Origin of the sequence: Mesorhizobium sp. M0296, assembly GCF_040321675.1 — a bacterium.
Taxonomy (GTDB): Bacteria; Pseudomonadota; Alphaproteobacteria; order Rhizobiales; family Rhizobiaceae; genus Mesorhizobium.
Map to the genome: position 1 here is coordinate 272,978 of NZ_JAMYRZ010000001.1, position 15,283 is coordinate 288,260.

A 15,283-nucleotide genomic window follows, 5' to 3' on the forward strand; every position below is an offset into this window, starting at 1 on the left:
CTCCAAGGACCCGCCCGCCGAGGCGGGTTTTTCATTTCCGGCTTTGGCGCTGTCGCGGGCCGCAGCCGTTCGGCAAGCGACTGAATACAGTTTATTTCGATTTTTCCCGACTTAACCCGCCTTTAAACCGCCGTATCTAGTCTTCAACCCCAACGCCATAGGCATGGGGAAGACAGCACAGCGCATGGCGAACCGGAAAGACAGCCGCATCGAACCCAGCTTCGAGGCATCGCCGGGGGCGAGATCCTCGGCCGGTTTTTCGGTAAGCGAGGAGGACCGCGTCGTGCCGAGCCACCGAAAAGCCGCTGCAAAGCGCAAATCGTCCAAGGCCAAGCCGCCGCGCGGCGGGCGCGGCAAAAGCCGGCGCGGCGTGTTCGGCGTGCTTGCTCGGCTGTTCTACTGGTGCTTCGTGCTGGCCATCTGGGGCGGTATCGCCACTGCCGGCATCGTCGTCTATTACGGCGCGAAAATGCCGGCGGCCACCACCTGGGCCATTCCCGATCGCGCCCCCAACATCAAGATCGTCTCGGTCGACGGCCAGCTGCTTGGCAATCGCGGCATGAGCGGCGGCGAGGCCGTCGGCCTGCACGAAATGTCGCCCTATATTCCCGAGGCCGTCATCGCCATCGAAGACCGCCGCTTCTATTCGCATTTCGGCATCGATCCGATCGGCCTTTCCCGGGCCATGGTGACCAATGTGCTGGGCGGGCATTTTTCGCAGGGCGGCTCGACGCTGACCCAGCAACTGGCCAAGAACCTGTTCCTGACACCGGACCGCACGCTGGAACGCAAGGTGCAGGAAGTGCTGCTGGCGCTGTGGCTGGAGCACAAGCATACGAAGGACCAGATCCTCGAAATGTACCTCAATCGGGTTTATTTCGGCTCTGGCGCCTATGGTGTCGAAGCGGCCTCGCGCCGCTATTTCGGCAAGAGCGCGCGCGACGTCACGCTGTCGGAGGCCGCACTCCTCGCCGGCCTGCTCAAGGCGCCGTCGCGGCTGTCGCCGGCGCGCGACCCGAAGGCCGCCGAACAGCGTTCGCAACTGGTGCTCGCCGCGATGCGCGACGAGGGCAAGATCAGCGCCAAGGAGATGACCACGGCGATGAGCGCGCCGGCGACGCGCGCGCCGTCCTACTGGACCGGCTCGGAAAACTACGTCGCCGATACGATCATGGAAGAACTGCCCGACCTGATCGGCGACGTGCGCCGCGATATCGTCGTCGACACGACCGTCGATCTGACGCTGCAGAAACTCGCCGAGCAATCGATCCGCCGGCTGATCGACCAGAGCGGCAAAAAACTCAATGTCAGCCAGGGCGCGCTGGTGTCGATCGACAATTCCGGCGCGGTGCGCGCGATGGTCGGCGGTTACGACTATTCGACCAGCCAGTTCGACCGCGCCTCGGAAGCGCGCCGGCAGCCGGGCTCGGCGTTCAAGCCGTTCGTCTACATGGCGGCGCTGGAATCCGGCCGCACGCCCGACAGCGTGCGCAACGACGCGCCGATCAAGATCGGCAACTGGACGCCCGACAATTACGGCGGCAAATATTTCGGCAAGGTGACGCTGGCGACGGCGTTGGCAAAATCGCTGAATTCGGTGGCCGCGCAGCTGACCATGGAAGTCGGGCCGAATGCGGTGGTCGAGGCGGCGCACCGCATGGGCATCCAGTCCGAGCTGACGGCCAACACTTCGATCGCGCTCGGCACCTCGGAAGTGACGCCGCTGGAACTGACCTCGGCCTATGTTCCCTTCGCCAATGGCGGTTACAAGCCGGACATCCATTTCATCCGCCGCGTCACGACGAGCGACGGCAAGGTGCTCTACGAGAACAATGGCGGCGGCGCGCCGCGCGTCGTCAAGCCCGATGTCGTCGGCATGATGAACTCGATGATGACCGGCACGGTCGAGATCGGCACGGCCAGGAAGGCGGCGTTCGCCTGGCCGGCGGCCGGCAAGACCGGCACCAGCCAGAACTCGCGCGACGCCTGGTTCATCGGCTATACCGCCAATCTGACCACCGGCGTCTGGTTCGGCAACGATGACGGCAGCGCGATGAAGAAGGTCACCGGCGGCGCACTGCCGGCGCAGGCCTGGCACGAGTTCATGGTCGCCGCACATGAGGGCGTGCCGGTGCGGCCGCTGCCTGGAACCTGGAAATCGACGCCGCCCGACACCATCGTCCCGGACGACATACCGTCCGATACGGCGCCGCCGGCGCCGGTCGCTTCCGTTGGCCAATCGGCGCCGCCTGCAGCAGCTACCCAGCCGGCTTCGCGTCCCGTGCGTCCCGCCGAGACGGTCGATGCCGGCGACTTGGCCATGCCGGGGGTCGACAGCGCCACCGGATCGATCAAGCACCCGGTGCCGCCCGGCAATGTCGGCGGCCCGGTCAAGAAGCGGCAGACGTCGATCCTGGACATCCTGACAGGCGGCTGAACAACAGGCCCCCTCGCCACCGCTGCCGCGTTCCGCTACATCTCCCGTTTGGAGACCGCGAATGGCAGAGACCGACACCAGAAAGACCATTGTGCTGACCGGCGCCAGCCGTGGCATCGGCCATGCCACGGTCAAGCGCTTTTCACGCGAAGGCTGGCGCGTCATCACCTGCTCGCGCCAGGCCTTTGCCGAGGACTGCCCGTGGCCGGCCGGCCCGGAAGACCATATCAAGGTCGACCTCGCCGACCAGGAGGATGTCGGCATCGCCATCTCCGAGATCCGCCACCGGCTGGAGGCGCATGGCGGGCAGCTGCATGCGCTGGTCAACAATGCCGGCATCTCGCCGAAGCTCAACGACGGCAACAGCCGCATGAACTCTATCGACACGCCGATGCATGTCTGGCGCGATGTCTTCCAGGTGAATTTCTTCGCGCCGATCATGCTGGCGCGCGGACTGTTCAAGGAACTGGCGTCGGCCAAGGGCTCGATCGTCAACGTCACCTCGATCGCCGGCACCCGCGTGCATCCTTTCGCCGGCACCGCCTATGCGACGTCGAAGGCGGCACTCGGCTCGCTGACGCGCGAGATGGCGCATGATTTCGGCCCGCACGGCATTCGCGTCAACGCCATTGCGCCGGGCGAGATCGACACCGCGATCCTGTCGCCGGGCACGGAAAAAATCGTCGAGACCATCCCGCTGAGAAGATTGGGCACCACGGCAGAAGTCGCCGACATCATCTTCTTCCTGTGCTCGCAGCAGGCGTCCTACGTGACCGGCTCGGAAATACACATCAATGGCGGCCAACACGTTTGAGCGGCTGAGTTTTATCAATCGTCGGCGCTGCCCCTCATCCCCCTGTCGGGACCTTCTCCCCGTGAAGAACGGGGAGAAGGGGCTTGACCGCAACGCTGGCGGGCAGCGCAGGCTTAGGCTGCCGGGGCCGCTTTCGGCGCTGCCAAAACCTCCTCGACGATGCCGCGGGCGATCTCGCGTTCGCCCATGATGACGGTGTCGGCACCAAGGTTTTTGAGGTGCTCGACCTCGGCATCGGAATGGGCGCGGGCGATGATTTCGATTGTCGGATTGGCGGCGCGGGCGCGCAGCACGACCTGCCCGGCCTCGAAGGCGTTGGGAATGGCCAGGATCAGCCGCTTTGCGCCCTCGGGATTGGATGCGGCGAACACGTCGCCACTCGCCGCGTTGCCGGTCACGGTTTCGACGCCTTCGGCCTTGAGCTTCGCCAACGTCTTGTCGGCATCCTCGATGACGAGGAAGGGCAGGGCGGCCTGCTTCAGCGCCGTGCCGACGAGACTGCCGACGCGGCCGTAGCCGATCAGGATGGTGTGGCCGGTCAGCCTGGTCCTGGGCGGCGGGCCATCCTCGTTAGCAGGCGCCGCGACCGAGGCCACCTGGCCGGGCTCGGTCGCCGGGCCGATCGGCCTTGCTTCGCCGGACGGCGCCGTCCTGCCGGCGCGTGCTTCCAGCCAGGGTTTCATCCGGTCGACGGCAAGAAACATTAGCGGATTGAGGACGATCGACAGGATGGCGCCGGCGAGGATGAGGTCGCGGCCTTGTTCGGGCAGCAGTTTCAGCCCGACGCCGAGTTCAGCCAGGATGAACGAGAATTCGCCGATCTGAGCTAGGCTTGCCGAAATCATCAATGCGGTTGCGACCGGATAGCGGAAGACGACGACAATGACGAAGGCTGCCAGCGACTTGCCGACAACGATGATGGCCAGCGTCGCCAGGATCGGCCAGCCATTGCTGATCACGCTGAACGGGTCGAACAGCATGCCGACCGAAACGAAGAACAGCACGGAAAAGGCGTCGCGCAGCGGCAGCGATTCCTCGGCCGCCCGGTGGCTGAGCTCGGATTCGCTCATGATCATGCCGGCGAAGAAAGCGCCGAGAGCCAGCGACACGCCGAACAGCTTGGCCGCGCCGAAGGCGACGCCAAGCGCAATCGCAAGCACCGCCAACCGGAACAGTTCGCGCGATCCGGTATGGGCGACGTAGTGCAGGATCCAGGGGATAAGCCGGCGGCCGACCACCAGCATGACCACGACAAAGGCCGCGACCTTGGCCAGTGTGACGGCGACGACGCCCCAGACGCCGTAGCTCGCTGGCAGCGACAGCAGACCGCTGGAGTGCACCTCCACCTGCTCTTGGCCGCCGAGCACGCCGGCCAACGCCGGCAAAAGCACCAGCGCCAGCACCATCGCCAGATCCTCGACGATCAGCCACCCGACGGCGATGCGGCCGCGCTCGGTCTCGATCAGCCGCCGCTCCTGCAGGGCGCGCAACAGCACCACGGTCGAGGCCACGGAAAGCGCCAGGCCAAAGACCAGTCCCGCACCGATCGACCAGCCGAGCATCCAGGCAAGGCCGGCGCCGAGGGCTGTCGCGAAGCCGATCTGCACAATGGCGCCGGGCACGGCGATGGCGCGGACCGACAACAGGTCCTTCAGCGAGAAATGCAGGCCGACGCCGAACATCAGCAGGATGACGCCGATCTCGGCAAGTTCATTGGCGAGGCCGGCATCGGCGACGAAACCCGGCGTGTTCGGTCCAACCAGAACGCCGGCGATGAGATAGCCTACCAGCGGCGGCACGCGAAAACGGTTGGCAAGTGCGCCGAAGACGAAAGCCAGCCCCAGACCGGCGACGATGGTGGCGATAAGGGGCGTGTCATGCGGCATTGTCTATGGAGCGCCTTCAGGAATCGCGATGTCGGACATGCGCCGTCCAAAAGCCGCCGCCGTGGCAGTATGGAGGCTGCGATAGTCGCGAGACAACCCCGCATTCCTCATGAAATCGATGACAAAGCAGCAAAAGACGGAGAGCCGGCAAGCGTTGCCACCCGGCGCGGCCTGCTCCAAGCAGGCGCTTGCTACGGAAACGAAAGTTGCACGCCGCCGATGCCGATCAGGTCGCCTGCAGCAGGCTCTCGATATCGGGTATGCTGTGGTTGGTCAGCGTCTTTGGAATTTCTGCCGTTATCTTGTCGGTGACCTCCTTGTGCAGCTTCCTGCGCATGTCGCCCAGCACCGGCGGCGGCGCGATCAGCACGATCTCCTTGAAGCTGCCGCGGTGCGCGAGCTTGTAGAGCCTGTCGGCAATCTCTTCGGCAAAACGCTCCTTGCCGAGACGGTGCCAGTCGGTGTCCTCGACCGCACTGCGGTGGACGGAAGGGCCGTCGCTGTAGCGGCCGGGGCGGTCCGTGCCTTGTTCTCGGGTTGCCGGATTTTCCTGCTCCATCTCGTGCACGACCTGAAGGTCGGGATATTGGACGTCTCCACGGTTCTCGAGGAACAACGCCTTTTCGCCATCTGCCACCACGATCCACAGTCCGCGTTTCAGTCTGACGTTGCTCATGGGGCGCTCCTTTTTTGATTTTTCGAACCCATCGCCAAGCCTTTGCCGCAGGGGTGTGACCGGGCCTGGGTCCATAGAGCAAACGCGTGCCGAGGCGGGAATGTTCCGGCACTCGGACCCGGTATTCCGACAAGGGCCGGCGAGAGCGCCGGGCTGCCTTTGATGGCTCGGTCAGCATCCGGCGGCTTAATCTACTAAATTGATAGAATTTAGAAAAATCTGTTTTGTGGTCGGCTCTGCCAGCCGCTAGAAAGGCAACGGACCAACGGCCGCAACAGCAGCTTCAATCCGCTCCGCATTCGAATGTGGAATATTTTTCTCTTGGCCTTCATGCTTGCAGAAAAGAGATTGCCTGCTACGAAGCGATGCGCGAGTGGGTGCCTTCTGGTTTTTCGCGCCCCCGCGTAGAACTGGCAAACGGTTCCAGGATTCCGCTCGTCATGCCGCAAGCCACGCCCAAGCTCAATGCCTTTCCCGTCTTCATGCGGGTCGAGGGCGAAGCCGTAGCCATCGTCGGCGGCGGCGAGGAGGCGCTGGCCAAGGCGCGGCTGCTCGCGCAGTCGAGCGCTGTGCTGCGCATCGTCAGCGATGAAACAAGCCCGGAGCTGCTGGCCTTTATCGCCGAGACGGGGGCCGCCCACATCGCCGACGCCTATGATGCAGCACATCTCAATGGTGCGGTGATGGTGTTTGCCGCCAGCGGCGACGAGGCGCTCGATCGCCGCGTTGCCGGGGATGCGCGCCGGCTGGGCATTCCGGTCAATGCCGTCGACCGGCCGGAGCTATGCGATTTCTTCACGCCGGCACTGGTCAACCGCGCGCCGGTCGCCATTGCCATCGGCACGGAAGGTGCCGGCCCGGTGCTGGCGCAGATGCTGCGCAGCCGCATCGACCGCATGCTGTCGCCCTCGCTCGGTCCGCTCGCAGCGCTCGCCGCATCGTTTCGCGACATCGCCGAAAGACTGCTGCCGAAGGGCAATGCCCGCCGCCGCTTCTGGAGCGATTTCTTTGGCGGCGCGCCGGCCCGCGCTGTCGAGGCCGGCGAGCTTTCGCAGGCGCATGATGCGGCCGTCGGCCTGCTGCTTTCGAAAGAACCGGCATCGGGCCATATCGCGCTTGTAGGCGCCGGTCCAGGCGCCGAGGACCTTTTGACGCTGCGCGCCCATCGCCTGCTGATGGAAGCCGACGTGATCGTCCATGACGCGCTGGTGCCGGAGGCGATCGTCGCCATGGGCCGCCGCGATGCCGAGCGCCTGCCGGTCGGCAAGCGCAAGGGCTGCCATTCCAAGAGCCAGGCCGAGATCAATGCGCTGCTGGTCGAGCTTGGCCACGCCGGCAAGCGCGTCGTGCGGCTGAAGTCCGGCGACCCGCTGGTGTTCGGCCGGGCCGGCGAGGAGATGGCGGCACTTCGCGATGCCGGCGTCGCCTACGAAGTGGTTCCGGGCGTCACCGCAGCCTTCGCCGCCGCCGCCGATTTCGAACTGCCGCTGACGCTGCGCGGCGTGTCGTCGTCGATGGTGTTCACCACCGGCCATGACCTCAAGGGAAATTCGCTGCCAGATTGGGCAAAGCTCGCTATTTCCGGCGCGACGGTCGCCGTCTATATGGGGCGCTCGGTCGCCGCCGAGGTCGCCGGCCGGCTGATCGAAGCCGGCCTGTCGCCGGATACGGCCGTCGCCGTGGTCGAGAATGCCAGCCTTGCCAACCGCCGCCGTTTCCACGGCACGCTCGCCGACCTGCCGTCGCTGGAGGCGCGTGCCGACCTCAGCGGCCCGGTGATGACCATCATCGGCGACGCGGTCGCCGGCGCCAACTTCGAACGGTCCGAGCCGCTGGCGGCACACAGGCAGGAAAGCGTGGCCCGTGCTGCCGCGCAAGGAGTGAACCAATGAAGGTCCTGACCGCGAACCGCCTCGCCGACGGCATAGCCGTCTGGTACGCCAATGGCGGCTGGGCCGAGACCATCGACCATGCCGACATCGCCCATGACAAGGCGGCCGAGGACCGGCTGGAGGCGATCGGCGCCAAGGCCTCCGCCAACAACGAAGTGGTCGACGTCAACCTGATCGACGTGACCGTGGCCAACGGCACGGTCGAAGCGGTCCGGCTGCGTGAAAAGATCCGTGCCGCCGGCCCGACCACCCGCAACGACCTGGGCAAGCAGGCCCGTCCGCAAGCCCGCGCGGCGTAAACGACCACACACTGATGAAACGGGCGGACGCGCTCGGAAAGACCTGAATATGTACCGTTACGATGAGTTCGACCACGATTTCGTCAAGGCCCGCGTCGCCGAGTTCAGCGACCAGGTCGCGCGGCGGCTTGCCGGCGAGATCACCGAGGACCAGTTCCGGCCGCTGCGGCTGATGAACGGCGTCTATCTGCAACTGCATGCCTATATGCTGCGCATCGCGGTGCCCTACGGCACGCTGAACAGCAAGCAGCTGCGCATGCTTGGCCACATCGCCCGCAAATACGACAAGGGTTACGGCCATTTCACGACGCGCCAGAATATCCAGTTCAACTGGCCGGCGCTGTCGGACATCCCGGCGATCCTGGCCGATCTGGCAAGCGTCGAGATGCACGCCATCCAGACCAGCGGCAACTGCATCCGCAACGTCACTGCCGACCACTTCGCCGGCGCCGCCGCCGACGAGGTTGCCGATCCGCGCCCCTATGCCGAAATCCTGCGGCAATGGTCCTCGGTGCATCCGGAGTTCTCGTTCCTGCCGCGAAAATTCAAGATCGCGGTGACCGGCGCCGAGCGCGACCGCGCCGCCATCCAGACGCACGACATCGGCCTGCATCTGAAGAAGAACGCCGCTGGCGAGCTCGGTTTCGCCGTCTATGTCGGCGGCGGCCAGGGCCGCACGCCGATGGTCGCCAAGAAGATCCGCGATTTCCTGCCCGAAGCGGATCTGTTGTCCTATTGCACGGCGATCCTGCGCGTTTACAACCTCTACGGCCGTCGCGACAACAAGTTCAAGGCGCGCATCAAGATCCTGGTCCATGAGACCGGCGTCGAGGAGATCACCCGCCAGGTCGAGGCCGAATGGCAGGAGTTGAAGGACGCCGAGCTGAGGCTGCCGGAAGAAGACATCCGCGCCATCGACGCCTATTTCGCGCCGCCGGCGCTTGTCGACCGGCCGGAAGGCGATGAGGCGGTCAAGCTTGCCCGCCTCGACTCCAAGAGCTTTTCCGAATGGCTGGACCAGAATGTGGTCACCCATCGCCATCCCGACTACGCGGCGGTGACCATCTCGCTCAAGGGCATCGGCGAGACGCCCGGCGATGCCTCCGACAGCCAGATGGAAGCGGTCGCCGACATTGCCGAAAAATATTCATTCGACGAGTTGCGCGTCAGCCACGAGCAGAACCTGATCCTGCCGCATGTGGCGCGTGCCGACCTCAAGGCGGTCTATGACGCGCTTGTCGATATCGGGCTGGCGACGGCCAATTCCAACCTGATCAGCGACATCATCTCCTGCCCCGGCCTCGACTATTGCGCGCTGGCAACGGCGCGTTCCATTCCCGTGGCGCAGGAAATCTCGCGGCGCTTTGCTTCGCTGGAGCGCCAGCGCGACATCGGCGAATTGAAGCTGAAGATTTCCGGCTGCATCAATGCCTGCGGCCATCACCATGTCGGCCATATCGGCATCCTCGGGGTCGAGAAGAAAGGCGCCGAGCTCTACCAGGTGACGCTCGGCGGCTCGGCCGACGAGAACACCTCGGTCGGCGAGATCATCGGCCGCGGCTTCAGTTCGGAAGAGATCACCGATGCCATCGAGCAGATCGTCGAGACCTATCTCGGGCTTCGGCTGGACAGAAACGAAAGATTCATCGACGCCTACCGCCGAGTCGGTCCCGCGCCGTTCAAGGAGGCGCTCTATGCTGGCGAAGCCAAGGCCGCTTGACCGTATCGTCGACGTCGAGGCCGGCATCGCCGCCCAAGCAGCGGGTCTCGACGCGCTCTACGGCCATCTGAAGCCGCTGGAGATCATCGAGCGGTCGACCCGGGAGTTCTTTCACGGCGAAATCGCCGCCGTCTCGTCCTTCGGCGCGGATTCGGCGGTGCTGCTGCACATGATCGCCGAGATCGACCGGACGCTGCCGGTGATCTTTCTCGACACCGGCAAGCATTTCGAGGAGACGCTCGGCTATCGTGACGCGCTGGCCGCCGATTTCGGGCTGAGCGATATCCGGGTGATCAGGCCCGACGATGCGGCGCTGGCAAGGATCGACCCGACCGGCAATCTGAACGAGACCGACACCGACGCCTGCTGCGACGTCCGCAAGGTCGAGCCGCTGGCGCGCGGCGTCGAGCCGTTCCGCGCCTGGTTCACCGGCCGCAAGCGCTTCCAGGCGGCGACCCGGGCAGCGCTGCCGGTGTTCGAGGCGGTCGGCTCGCGCATCCGCATCAATCCGCTGGCGCACTGGACGACATCGGACCAGGCCGGCTACATGCGCGCGCATGCGCTGCGTGAGAACCCGCTGGTCGCCTATGGCTATCTGTCGATCGGCTGTTTCCCATGCACGCAGCCGGTGCAACCGGGCGACGATGCGCGCAGCGGCCGCTGGGCCGGGCACGCCAAGACCGAATGCGGCATCCACTTGTCGGGGCTGGAAAGGTCGCTGACCGACGCCTCGCTTTAGGATATGTTGATATTCAGCCGGCCTGCAAACGGCGGCTTCCTGCGCTTCCGGCGCTCACGTACCCAAAGTACGCTCCGCTCCGGTTCTCGGAAGCCACGCAGTTTGGTCGCTTCGCGCCCGCCTTCGGTTCCGGCTCGGCCTGACCTGAATCTCAACGCACCCTGAGGTGCACTTTAGAATCTTTGGACTTGGGAATTTTCTTGATGAGCGATTTGATAGCCGAAAACGCCATGCGGCTGTGGACACCGGATGGGTTCCGCGAGGACGAGTGGGTTCATGCCGAAAGTGCCGAGGCGCTGGTCGGCAATGGCCGTTTCATCCTGCCGTTGCAAGCGTTTCTCGGCCTCGATCCGGAGGTGCGGCGGTCGGCGAAGGAGCGCATCGGTGTGCTGCTGCAGCCCGGCGATCAGCTCGAAAAGATCGCAGGCCTGCTCGATCAGCTGTCGCTGGTGGCGCTGGCGTTTCCGGCGTTCAATGACGGCCGCTCGTTCTCCAAGGGCGAATTGCTGCGCAGCCGTTATCATTTTGCAGGCGCTATGCGCGCCACCGGGCAGGTGCTGATCGATCAGCTGCCGCATATGCTGCGCGTCGGCTTCGATGAATTCGAGATATCGCACCCGGTGCTGCTGAAGCGGCTCGAGCAAGGCCGCACAGGCGGACTGCCGCTGTTCTATCAGCCGGCGGTGAAGCCGGAGGCCAAAGGCCCGAAATATTCCTGGCGGCGGGTGCGCGCCGGCTGATCCGCTCCAGAGGGCCAGAAGCCTTCTGGTCGGACCACATTCCCGATTCAACCTTTTATTTTGCGCCTCTCCGCCTTAGGATAGGCCCATTATTTCGCGATCCGAATAAATGTGGCCACAAGGGAGGAACCGGGTATGGCTGGCAAGAAGATATTGATGCTCGTTGGCGAGTTCAGCGAGGAGTACGAGATTTTCGTCTTTGAACAGGCCATGCATGCGGTGGGCCACACCGTCCATGTCGTTTGCCCCGACAAGAAGGCCGGCGATATCCTGAAGACCTCGCTGCACGACTTCGAGGGCCACCAGACCTATACGGAAAAGCTCGGCCACGACTACATCCTCAACAAGACGTTTTCCGAGGTCAATCCGGCCGACTACGATGCCGTCTACGCGGCGGGCGGGCGCGGGCCGGAATATATCCGCATCGACAAGCGCGTGCAGGCGCTGGTGCGGCATTTCCATGAGACGGGAAAACCGATCTTCACCATCTGCCACGGCGTGCAGATCCTGATCGCGGTCGACGGCGTGGTGCGCGGCCGCGAAGTCGCGGCGCTGCAATATTGCGAGCCGGAAGTCACGCTGGCCGGCGGCATCTATATCGATGTTACGCCGACCGGCGCCCATGTCGACGGCAATCTGGTGTCGGCCAAGGGCTGGCCGGGCCTTGCCGCGTTCATGCGCGAATGCCTGAAAGTGCTGGGCACCGAGATCCGCCAAGGCGAGATCCTGATGCGCGACCAGCGCCAGGCGGCTTAAGCTCGGAATGTGGAGCCCGCCGCACCCCTAACGCATGTCGCGCAAAAGTGTTCAGCGGTTTTGCCATAACGGCATGCATAAACAAGAACCTAAAGCGCGTCGCATGAGGCCGGTCGAGCGCGACGCGCTTTAGGTGCGGCGGTGCGTCTACACGGCCATCCGCGCTTCGCGGAACGATACCAGCTTGCTGCGGCTCTCGTCCCACAGCGCCAGCTTGACGCAGCGCAGGCTGTCGAGGAGTGTGACGCGGCCGATCTCACGCAGCTCCGGATAGTCCCTCAGCACTTCCGGAAGCCGGTAGCATGGCACCTTGGCCGAGAGGTGGTGCACGTGGTGGACGCCGATATTGCCGGTGATCCAGTTCAGCACCGGCGGCAGGTCGTAATAGGACGAACCGTGCAGGGCAGCGTGCTGGAATTCCCACTCGGAGTCCTTTGTCCACTCCGTCTCTTCGAACTGATGCTGGACATAAAACAGCCAGATGCCGGCCGATCCGGCGAGGATGACGATCGGCAAATGCACGACCAGAAACGCGCCGGGGCCAACGAACCAGATGAGCAGCGCGGCGATGACCGCGATGGCGAGGTTGGTCGACATCGACGACACCCAGGGGGTGAAACCGCCCCGCATCATGCCCAAGGGCAGTCTCTGCTCGAAAATGAAGATCCATATCGGGCCAAGGCCGAACATCACCAGCGGATGGCGATAAAGGCGATAGGCGAGCCGGCCTCGCCATGACAGTTGCCGATATTCAGCGACGGTCAGTGTCTTGATGTCGCCGGTGCCGCGCTCGTCGAGGTTGCCTGCGCTGGCGTGATGGGTTGCGTGGGCGCGGCGCCAGCAATCGTAGGGCGTCAGCGTCAGCACGCCAAGGACGCGGCCGATCCAGTCGTCGGCATAGCGATTGGCAAAAAAGGAGCCGTGGCCGCAATCGTGCTGGATCATGAAGATCCGCACCAGAAAGCCGGCGGCCGGAAGGATGAGGACCAGACCCCACCAATGGCCATAGGCATAAGCGGCCGAGGACAATCCCCACAGCGTGGCGAAAGGAATGAGGGTGATGGCGAGTTCGACGGCGCTGCGACGCCTGTCGGGCTTTTTATAGCGCGACAGGATTTTCAACCAGGCGCGCTTGCTGTTTGCCACAGCTTCGGGGGAAATCATGTTCATTATGAAACATAGGCGGAGCAGGGCGCTGCCGCAAGGCGGCGATCACGCAAAGTTACTGCGGGTAAATGTCGCGCGATGGCGAGGAATTGGTGGCCGCAGTCGCCGGGCGCGTCGCCGGCAACGGCGCCTACCGACGGCGCCCGCCTGCGACCACCTTGGCTTCGACGCCGTCCAGGCGGTCGAGCAATTCCTTCAGACGGTCGGGAATATCGGACTCCGTGCGGAAGGCCGGCAAGGTGCGCAGAAAGCGCTTGGTCGCCTCGGTGCCGAGCTGGCGCCGGATATCGCCGGCGAGCCCGTCGCGTTTTTCGCCATTCCTGCGGGGCATCATCCAAAATCCTGTGTCGGCTTCGAAACTCTTCCAAGGGAGGAATGGTTCCCGCATTGTAGTGTCCCGGCAAGCAAAGCCGTCGGGTACGGTAAAGTTTGAATTAAAATCGAGAGGTCTGCGCCGTCCGCCATCAAGCGGCGACAGCGGCTGCAGTATCGCTTGCCCCTTGATTTTTGGCCGCTAAACCTCGATATCGGGCGCAAATCCACACCATTCGAAAATGACGGGAAACGGCGATGAGCGACCAGGCAAAAGACGAACGCGCGCCCGATGAAGCCGAGAAGACCGAGGCTGCCGCGGAGCCAAGGGAAGGTGGCGTCGACGGCGACTATGAAGCGCTTGTCCGGCTTCTGAAGGAAAACGAAGAGCTGAAGGATCGCGCACTGCGCGTCGCGGCCGACATGGAGAATTTGCGCCGCCGCACTGCCCGCGACGTCCACGACGCGCGCGCCTATGCGGTTGCCAATTTTGCCCGCGACATGCTTTCGGTGTCGGACAATCTGCGCCGTGCGCTGGATGCCATCCCGGAGGAGGCCAAGGCTTCGGGCGATGCCGGCTTCAAGGCGCTGATCGACGGCGTCGAGATCACCGAGCGCGCCATGCTGTCGGCGCTGGAGCGGCACGGCGTGAAGAAGCTCGAGCCCGAGGGCGAGAAATTCGATCCGAATTTCCACCAGGCCATGTTCGAGGTGCCCAATCCCGACGTACCGGCAAATACGGTCGTGCAGGTCGTACAGCCCGGCTATTCGATCGGCGAGCGTGTTCTGCGGCCGGCCATGGTCGGCGTCGCCAAGGGCGGCCCCAAGCATGTGGCAAGCGAAGCGCCGGTGGAGCCGGGGCCGGTCAACGAGCAGGCTGAGAAGGATGCGTGAACTGGGAATAGTGCACCGTTCGGCAGCAACCGCCACCAAAGCGTGAGGGATGATCGACCGCCCCCCAACCTGTCCGAGTTCAGGGGGCGATCAAACAGGTCGCCGTGCAGGGCTTTCCTGCCCTCAGCCCAGCAGTTCACACCCATAGTGGCGGACCACGTCGGGGAATGTCTTCATGTCCGGCATTCCTTCGCCGTCCGGAGGGATGCGCCTGTCTCCGGCAGGCACACTGGTCGCTTCTAAAAGCTCCTCGAACCCACCGGGCGTGAAGAGGAACAGCATCCGGGCCGGCCCACGCTTGACCGTATAGCGGTGCGGCACATCGCGTGGCCCAAAGAGAAACGAACCGGGTCCAGCCATAATCGCCTTACCGCCGATCTCGAACTCGATCTCGCCTTCCATCACCAGGAATGACTCGTCCTCGCGATGATGGACGTGCAGCGGCGCCTCACCTTCGCTCTCGAGGACTTCAACCAGCGTGAACTGGCCCGCCGTCTGGGCTGCTGTCGCCTTGATCACCGCCAGCGAGCCAAGCCACCAGCGCGCCTCTCCATCCAAGGCGTGACTGCAAAAGGCGTGGGGAATGCTCCTGCCAGCTCCGCCGCTAACCACAGCCGCCACAGAATGGTAGCCGACCTTGATCGAGGCGGAATTCACCATCGAGCAATAGTTTTTGATGCCGGGCAGGGTGGACCAGACCTCGCCAGCCGACTTGGCGCTGTCAATGTCCGCCCATTCGAGTATCTCCGTCCAGCCTCCCTCGGATTTAAGGAGGCGACGATTGATGAAACCCTTGAGCTTCCGCACCTCGTCATTCACTTCATCTCTGGTCTGCAGGAACATCTGCTCGGTGAATCCGGGCTTCAATGCAAATTCGGTGATTTCAACGACATTCGTGTCCATGACTTCCTCCCTTTGCTACCTGACCTTTGTTTCGCCTCCCGCATTCTG

14 protein-coding genes are annotated in these 15,283 nt (G+C 64.1%); 9 read left to right on the forward strand and 5 right to left on the reverse strand.

Annotated elements, in window-relative coordinates; translation table 11 throughout:
- Window positions 1-184: 184 nt before the first annotated feature.
- Window positions 185-2,437 carry a transglycosylase domain-containing protein gene (locus NKI97_RS01350; protein ID WP_352832302.1) on the forward strand — a complete coding sequence of 751 codons (2,253 nt, stop codon included), beginning with the start codon at window positions 185-187 and terminating at the stop codon, window positions 2,435-2,437.
- Between the two features lie 61 nt (window positions 2,438-2,498).
- Window positions 2,499-3,251: an SDR family NAD(P)-dependent oxidoreductase gene (locus NKI97_RS01355; RefSeq protein ID WP_352832304.1), complete on the forward strand. Its 753-nt coding sequence runs from the start codon at window positions 2,499-2,501 to the stop codon at window positions 3,249-3,251.
- A 113-nt stretch (window positions 3,252-3,364) separates the two neighbouring features.
- Here the strand turns inward: NKI97_RS01355 and NKI97_RS01360 are convergent, their stop codons facing one another.
- Together NKI97_RS01360 and NKI97_RS01365 are read right to left on the reverse strand one after the other, a co-directional pair.
- Window positions 3,365-5,137, reverse strand: a complete 1,773-nt coding sequence (locus tag NKI97_RS01360; protein ID WP_352832307.1) for a cation:proton antiporter domain-containing protein — start codon at window positions 5,135-5,137, stop codon at window positions 3,365-3,367.
- Between the two features lie 226 nt (window positions 5,138-5,363).
- Window positions 5,364-5,813, reverse strand: coding sequence for a baeRF12 domain-containing protein (locus NKI97_RS01365; protein ID WP_352448343.1), 450 nt, complete (start codon window positions 5,811-5,813; stop codon window positions 5,364-5,366).
- 440 nt (window positions 5,814-6,253) lie between these two features.
- On the opposite strand from NKI97_RS01365, the gene cysG reads away from it, so the two are divergent.
- The 6 genes from cysG (at window position 6,254) to NKI97_RS01395 (ending at window position 11,959) form a co-directional block, all read left to right on the forward strand.
- Window positions 6,254-7,705, forward strand: coding sequence for a siroheme synthase CysG (gene cysG / locus NKI97_RS01370; RefSeq protein WP_352832309.1), 1,452 nt, complete (start codon window positions 6,254-6,256; stop codon window positions 7,703-7,705).
- On the forward strand, window positions 7,702-8,004 hold the full coding sequence (locus NKI97_RS01375; RefSeq protein WP_352448341.1) for a DUF2849 domain-containing protein: 303 nt from the start codon (window positions 7,702-7,704) through the stop codon (window positions 8,002-8,004). The genes cysG and NKI97_RS01375 overlap by 4 nt, the downstream gene beginning before the upstream one ends.
- 49 nt (window positions 8,005-8,053) lie before the next feature.
- Entirely contained in the window at window positions 8,054-9,724 is a 1,671-nt protein-coding gene (locus NKI97_RS01380; RefSeq protein ID WP_352448340.1) for a nitrite/sulfite reductase, read from the forward strand.
- The gene (locus NKI97_RS01385) at window positions 9,699-10,463 is read left to right on the forward strand and encodes a phosphoadenylyl-sulfate reductase (protein WP_352448339.1); all 765 of its coding nucleotides are present in this window, start codon (window positions 9,699-9,701) and stop codon (window positions 10,461-10,463) included. The genes NKI97_RS01380 and NKI97_RS01385 overlap by 26 nt, the downstream gene beginning before the upstream one ends.
- A 203-nt stretch (window positions 10,464-10,666) precedes the next feature.
- Window positions 10,667-11,203: a DUF934 domain-containing protein gene (locus NKI97_RS01390; protein WP_352568237.1), complete on the forward strand. Its 537-nt coding sequence runs from the start codon at window positions 10,667-10,669 to the stop codon at window positions 11,201-11,203.
- Window positions 11,204-11,338: 135 nt separating this feature from the next.
- Window positions 11,339-11,959: a DJ-1/PfpI family protein gene (locus NKI97_RS01395; protein ID WP_352703057.1), complete on the forward strand. Its 621-nt coding sequence runs from the start codon at window positions 11,339-11,341 to the stop codon at window positions 11,957-11,959.
- A gap of 147 nt (window positions 11,960-12,106) precedes the next feature.
- Here the strand turns inward: NKI97_RS01395 and NKI97_RS01400 are convergent, their stop codons facing one another.
- Window positions 12,107-13,129, reverse strand: coding sequence for a fatty acid desaturase (locus tag NKI97_RS01400; protein WP_352832312.1), 1,023 nt, complete (start codon window positions 13,127-13,129; stop codon window positions 12,107-12,109).
- A 127-nt stretch (window positions 13,130-13,256) separates the two neighbouring features.
- The gene (locus tag NKI97_RS01405; protein WP_352588355.1) at window positions 13,257-13,460 is read right to left on the reverse strand and encodes a hypothetical protein; all 204 of its coding nucleotides are present in this window, start codon (window positions 13,458-13,460) and stop codon (window positions 13,257-13,259) included.
- Between the two features lie 236 nt (window positions 13,461-13,696).
- Between NKI97_RS01405 and grpE the strand changes: the two genes are divergently transcribed.
- Complete coding sequence (grpE, locus tag NKI97_RS01410; RefSeq protein WP_023675250.1) at window positions 13,697-14,332, forward strand: nucleotide exchange factor GrpE; 636 nt, start codon at window positions 13,697-13,699, stop codon at window positions 14,330-14,332.
- Window positions 14,333-14,455: 123 nt separating this feature from the next.
- Here grpE and NKI97_RS01415 read toward each other — a convergent pair whose 3' ends face one another.
- Window positions 14,456-15,235, reverse strand: a complete 780-nt coding sequence (locus tag NKI97_RS01415) for a cupin domain-containing protein (RefSeq protein WP_352832315.1) — start codon at window positions 15,233-15,235, stop codon at window positions 14,456-14,458.
- Between the last annotated feature and the right edge of the window lie 48 nt (window positions 15,236-15,283).

Excerpts from the sequence above, each read along its gene's own strand:
- NKI97_RS01390 (WP_352568237.1), top strand. The coding sequence starts at position 10,667 with ATGAGCGATTTGATAGCCGAAAACGCCATGCGGCTGTGGACACCGGAT.
- cysG (WP_352832309.1), top strand. The coding sequence starts at position 6,254 with ATGCCGCAAGCCACGCCCAAGCTCAATGCCTTTCCCGTCTTCATGCGG.
- NKI97_RS01375 (WP_352448341.1), top strand. The coding sequence starts at position 7,702 with ATGAAGGTCCTGACCGCGAACCGCCTCGCCGACGGCATAGCCGTCTGG.
- NKI97_RS01365 (WP_352448343.1), bottom strand. The coding sequence starts at position 5,813 with ATGAGCAACGTCAGACTGAAACGCGGACTGTGGATCGTGGTGGCAGAT.
- NKI97_RS01415 (WP_352832315.1), bottom strand. The coding sequence starts at position 15,235 with ATGGACACGAATGTCGTTGAAATCACCGAATTTGCATTGAAGCCCGGA.
- NKI97_RS01355 (WP_352832304.1), top strand. The coding sequence starts at position 2,499 with ATGGCAGAGACCGACACCAGAAAGACCATTGTGCTGACCGGCGCCAGC.
- NKI97_RS01395 (WP_352703057.1), top strand. The coding sequence starts at position 11,339 with ATGGCTGGCAAGAAGATATTGATGCTCGTTGGCGAGTTCAGCGAGGAG.
- NKI97_RS01405 (WP_352588355.1), bottom strand. The coding sequence starts at position 13,460 with ATGATGCCCCGCAGGAATGGCGAAAAACGCGACGGGCTCGCCGGCGAT.
- NKI97_RS01380 (WP_352448340.1), top strand. The coding sequence starts at position 8,054 with ATGTACCGTTACGATGAGTTCGACCACGATTTCGTCAAGGCCCGCGTC.
- NKI97_RS01350 (WP_352832302.1), top strand. The coding sequence starts at position 185 with ATGGCGAACCGGAAAGACAGCCGCATCGAACCCAGCTTCGAGGCATCG.
- NKI97_RS01385 (WP_352448339.1), top strand. The coding sequence starts at position 9,699 with ATGCTGGCGAAGCCAAGGCCGCTTGACCGTATCGTCGACGTCGAGGCC.
- grpE (WP_023675250.1), top strand. The coding sequence starts at position 13,697 with ATGAGCGACCAGGCAAAAGACGAACGCGCGCCCGATGAAGCCGAGAAG.
- NKI97_RS01360 (WP_352832307.1), bottom strand. The coding sequence starts at position 5,137 with ATGCCGCATGACACGCCCCTTATCGCCACCATCGTCGCCGGTCTGGGG.
- NKI97_RS01400 (WP_352832312.1), bottom strand. The coding sequence starts at position 13,129 with ATGAACATGATTTCCCCCGAAGCTGTGGCAAACAGCAAGCGCGCCTGG.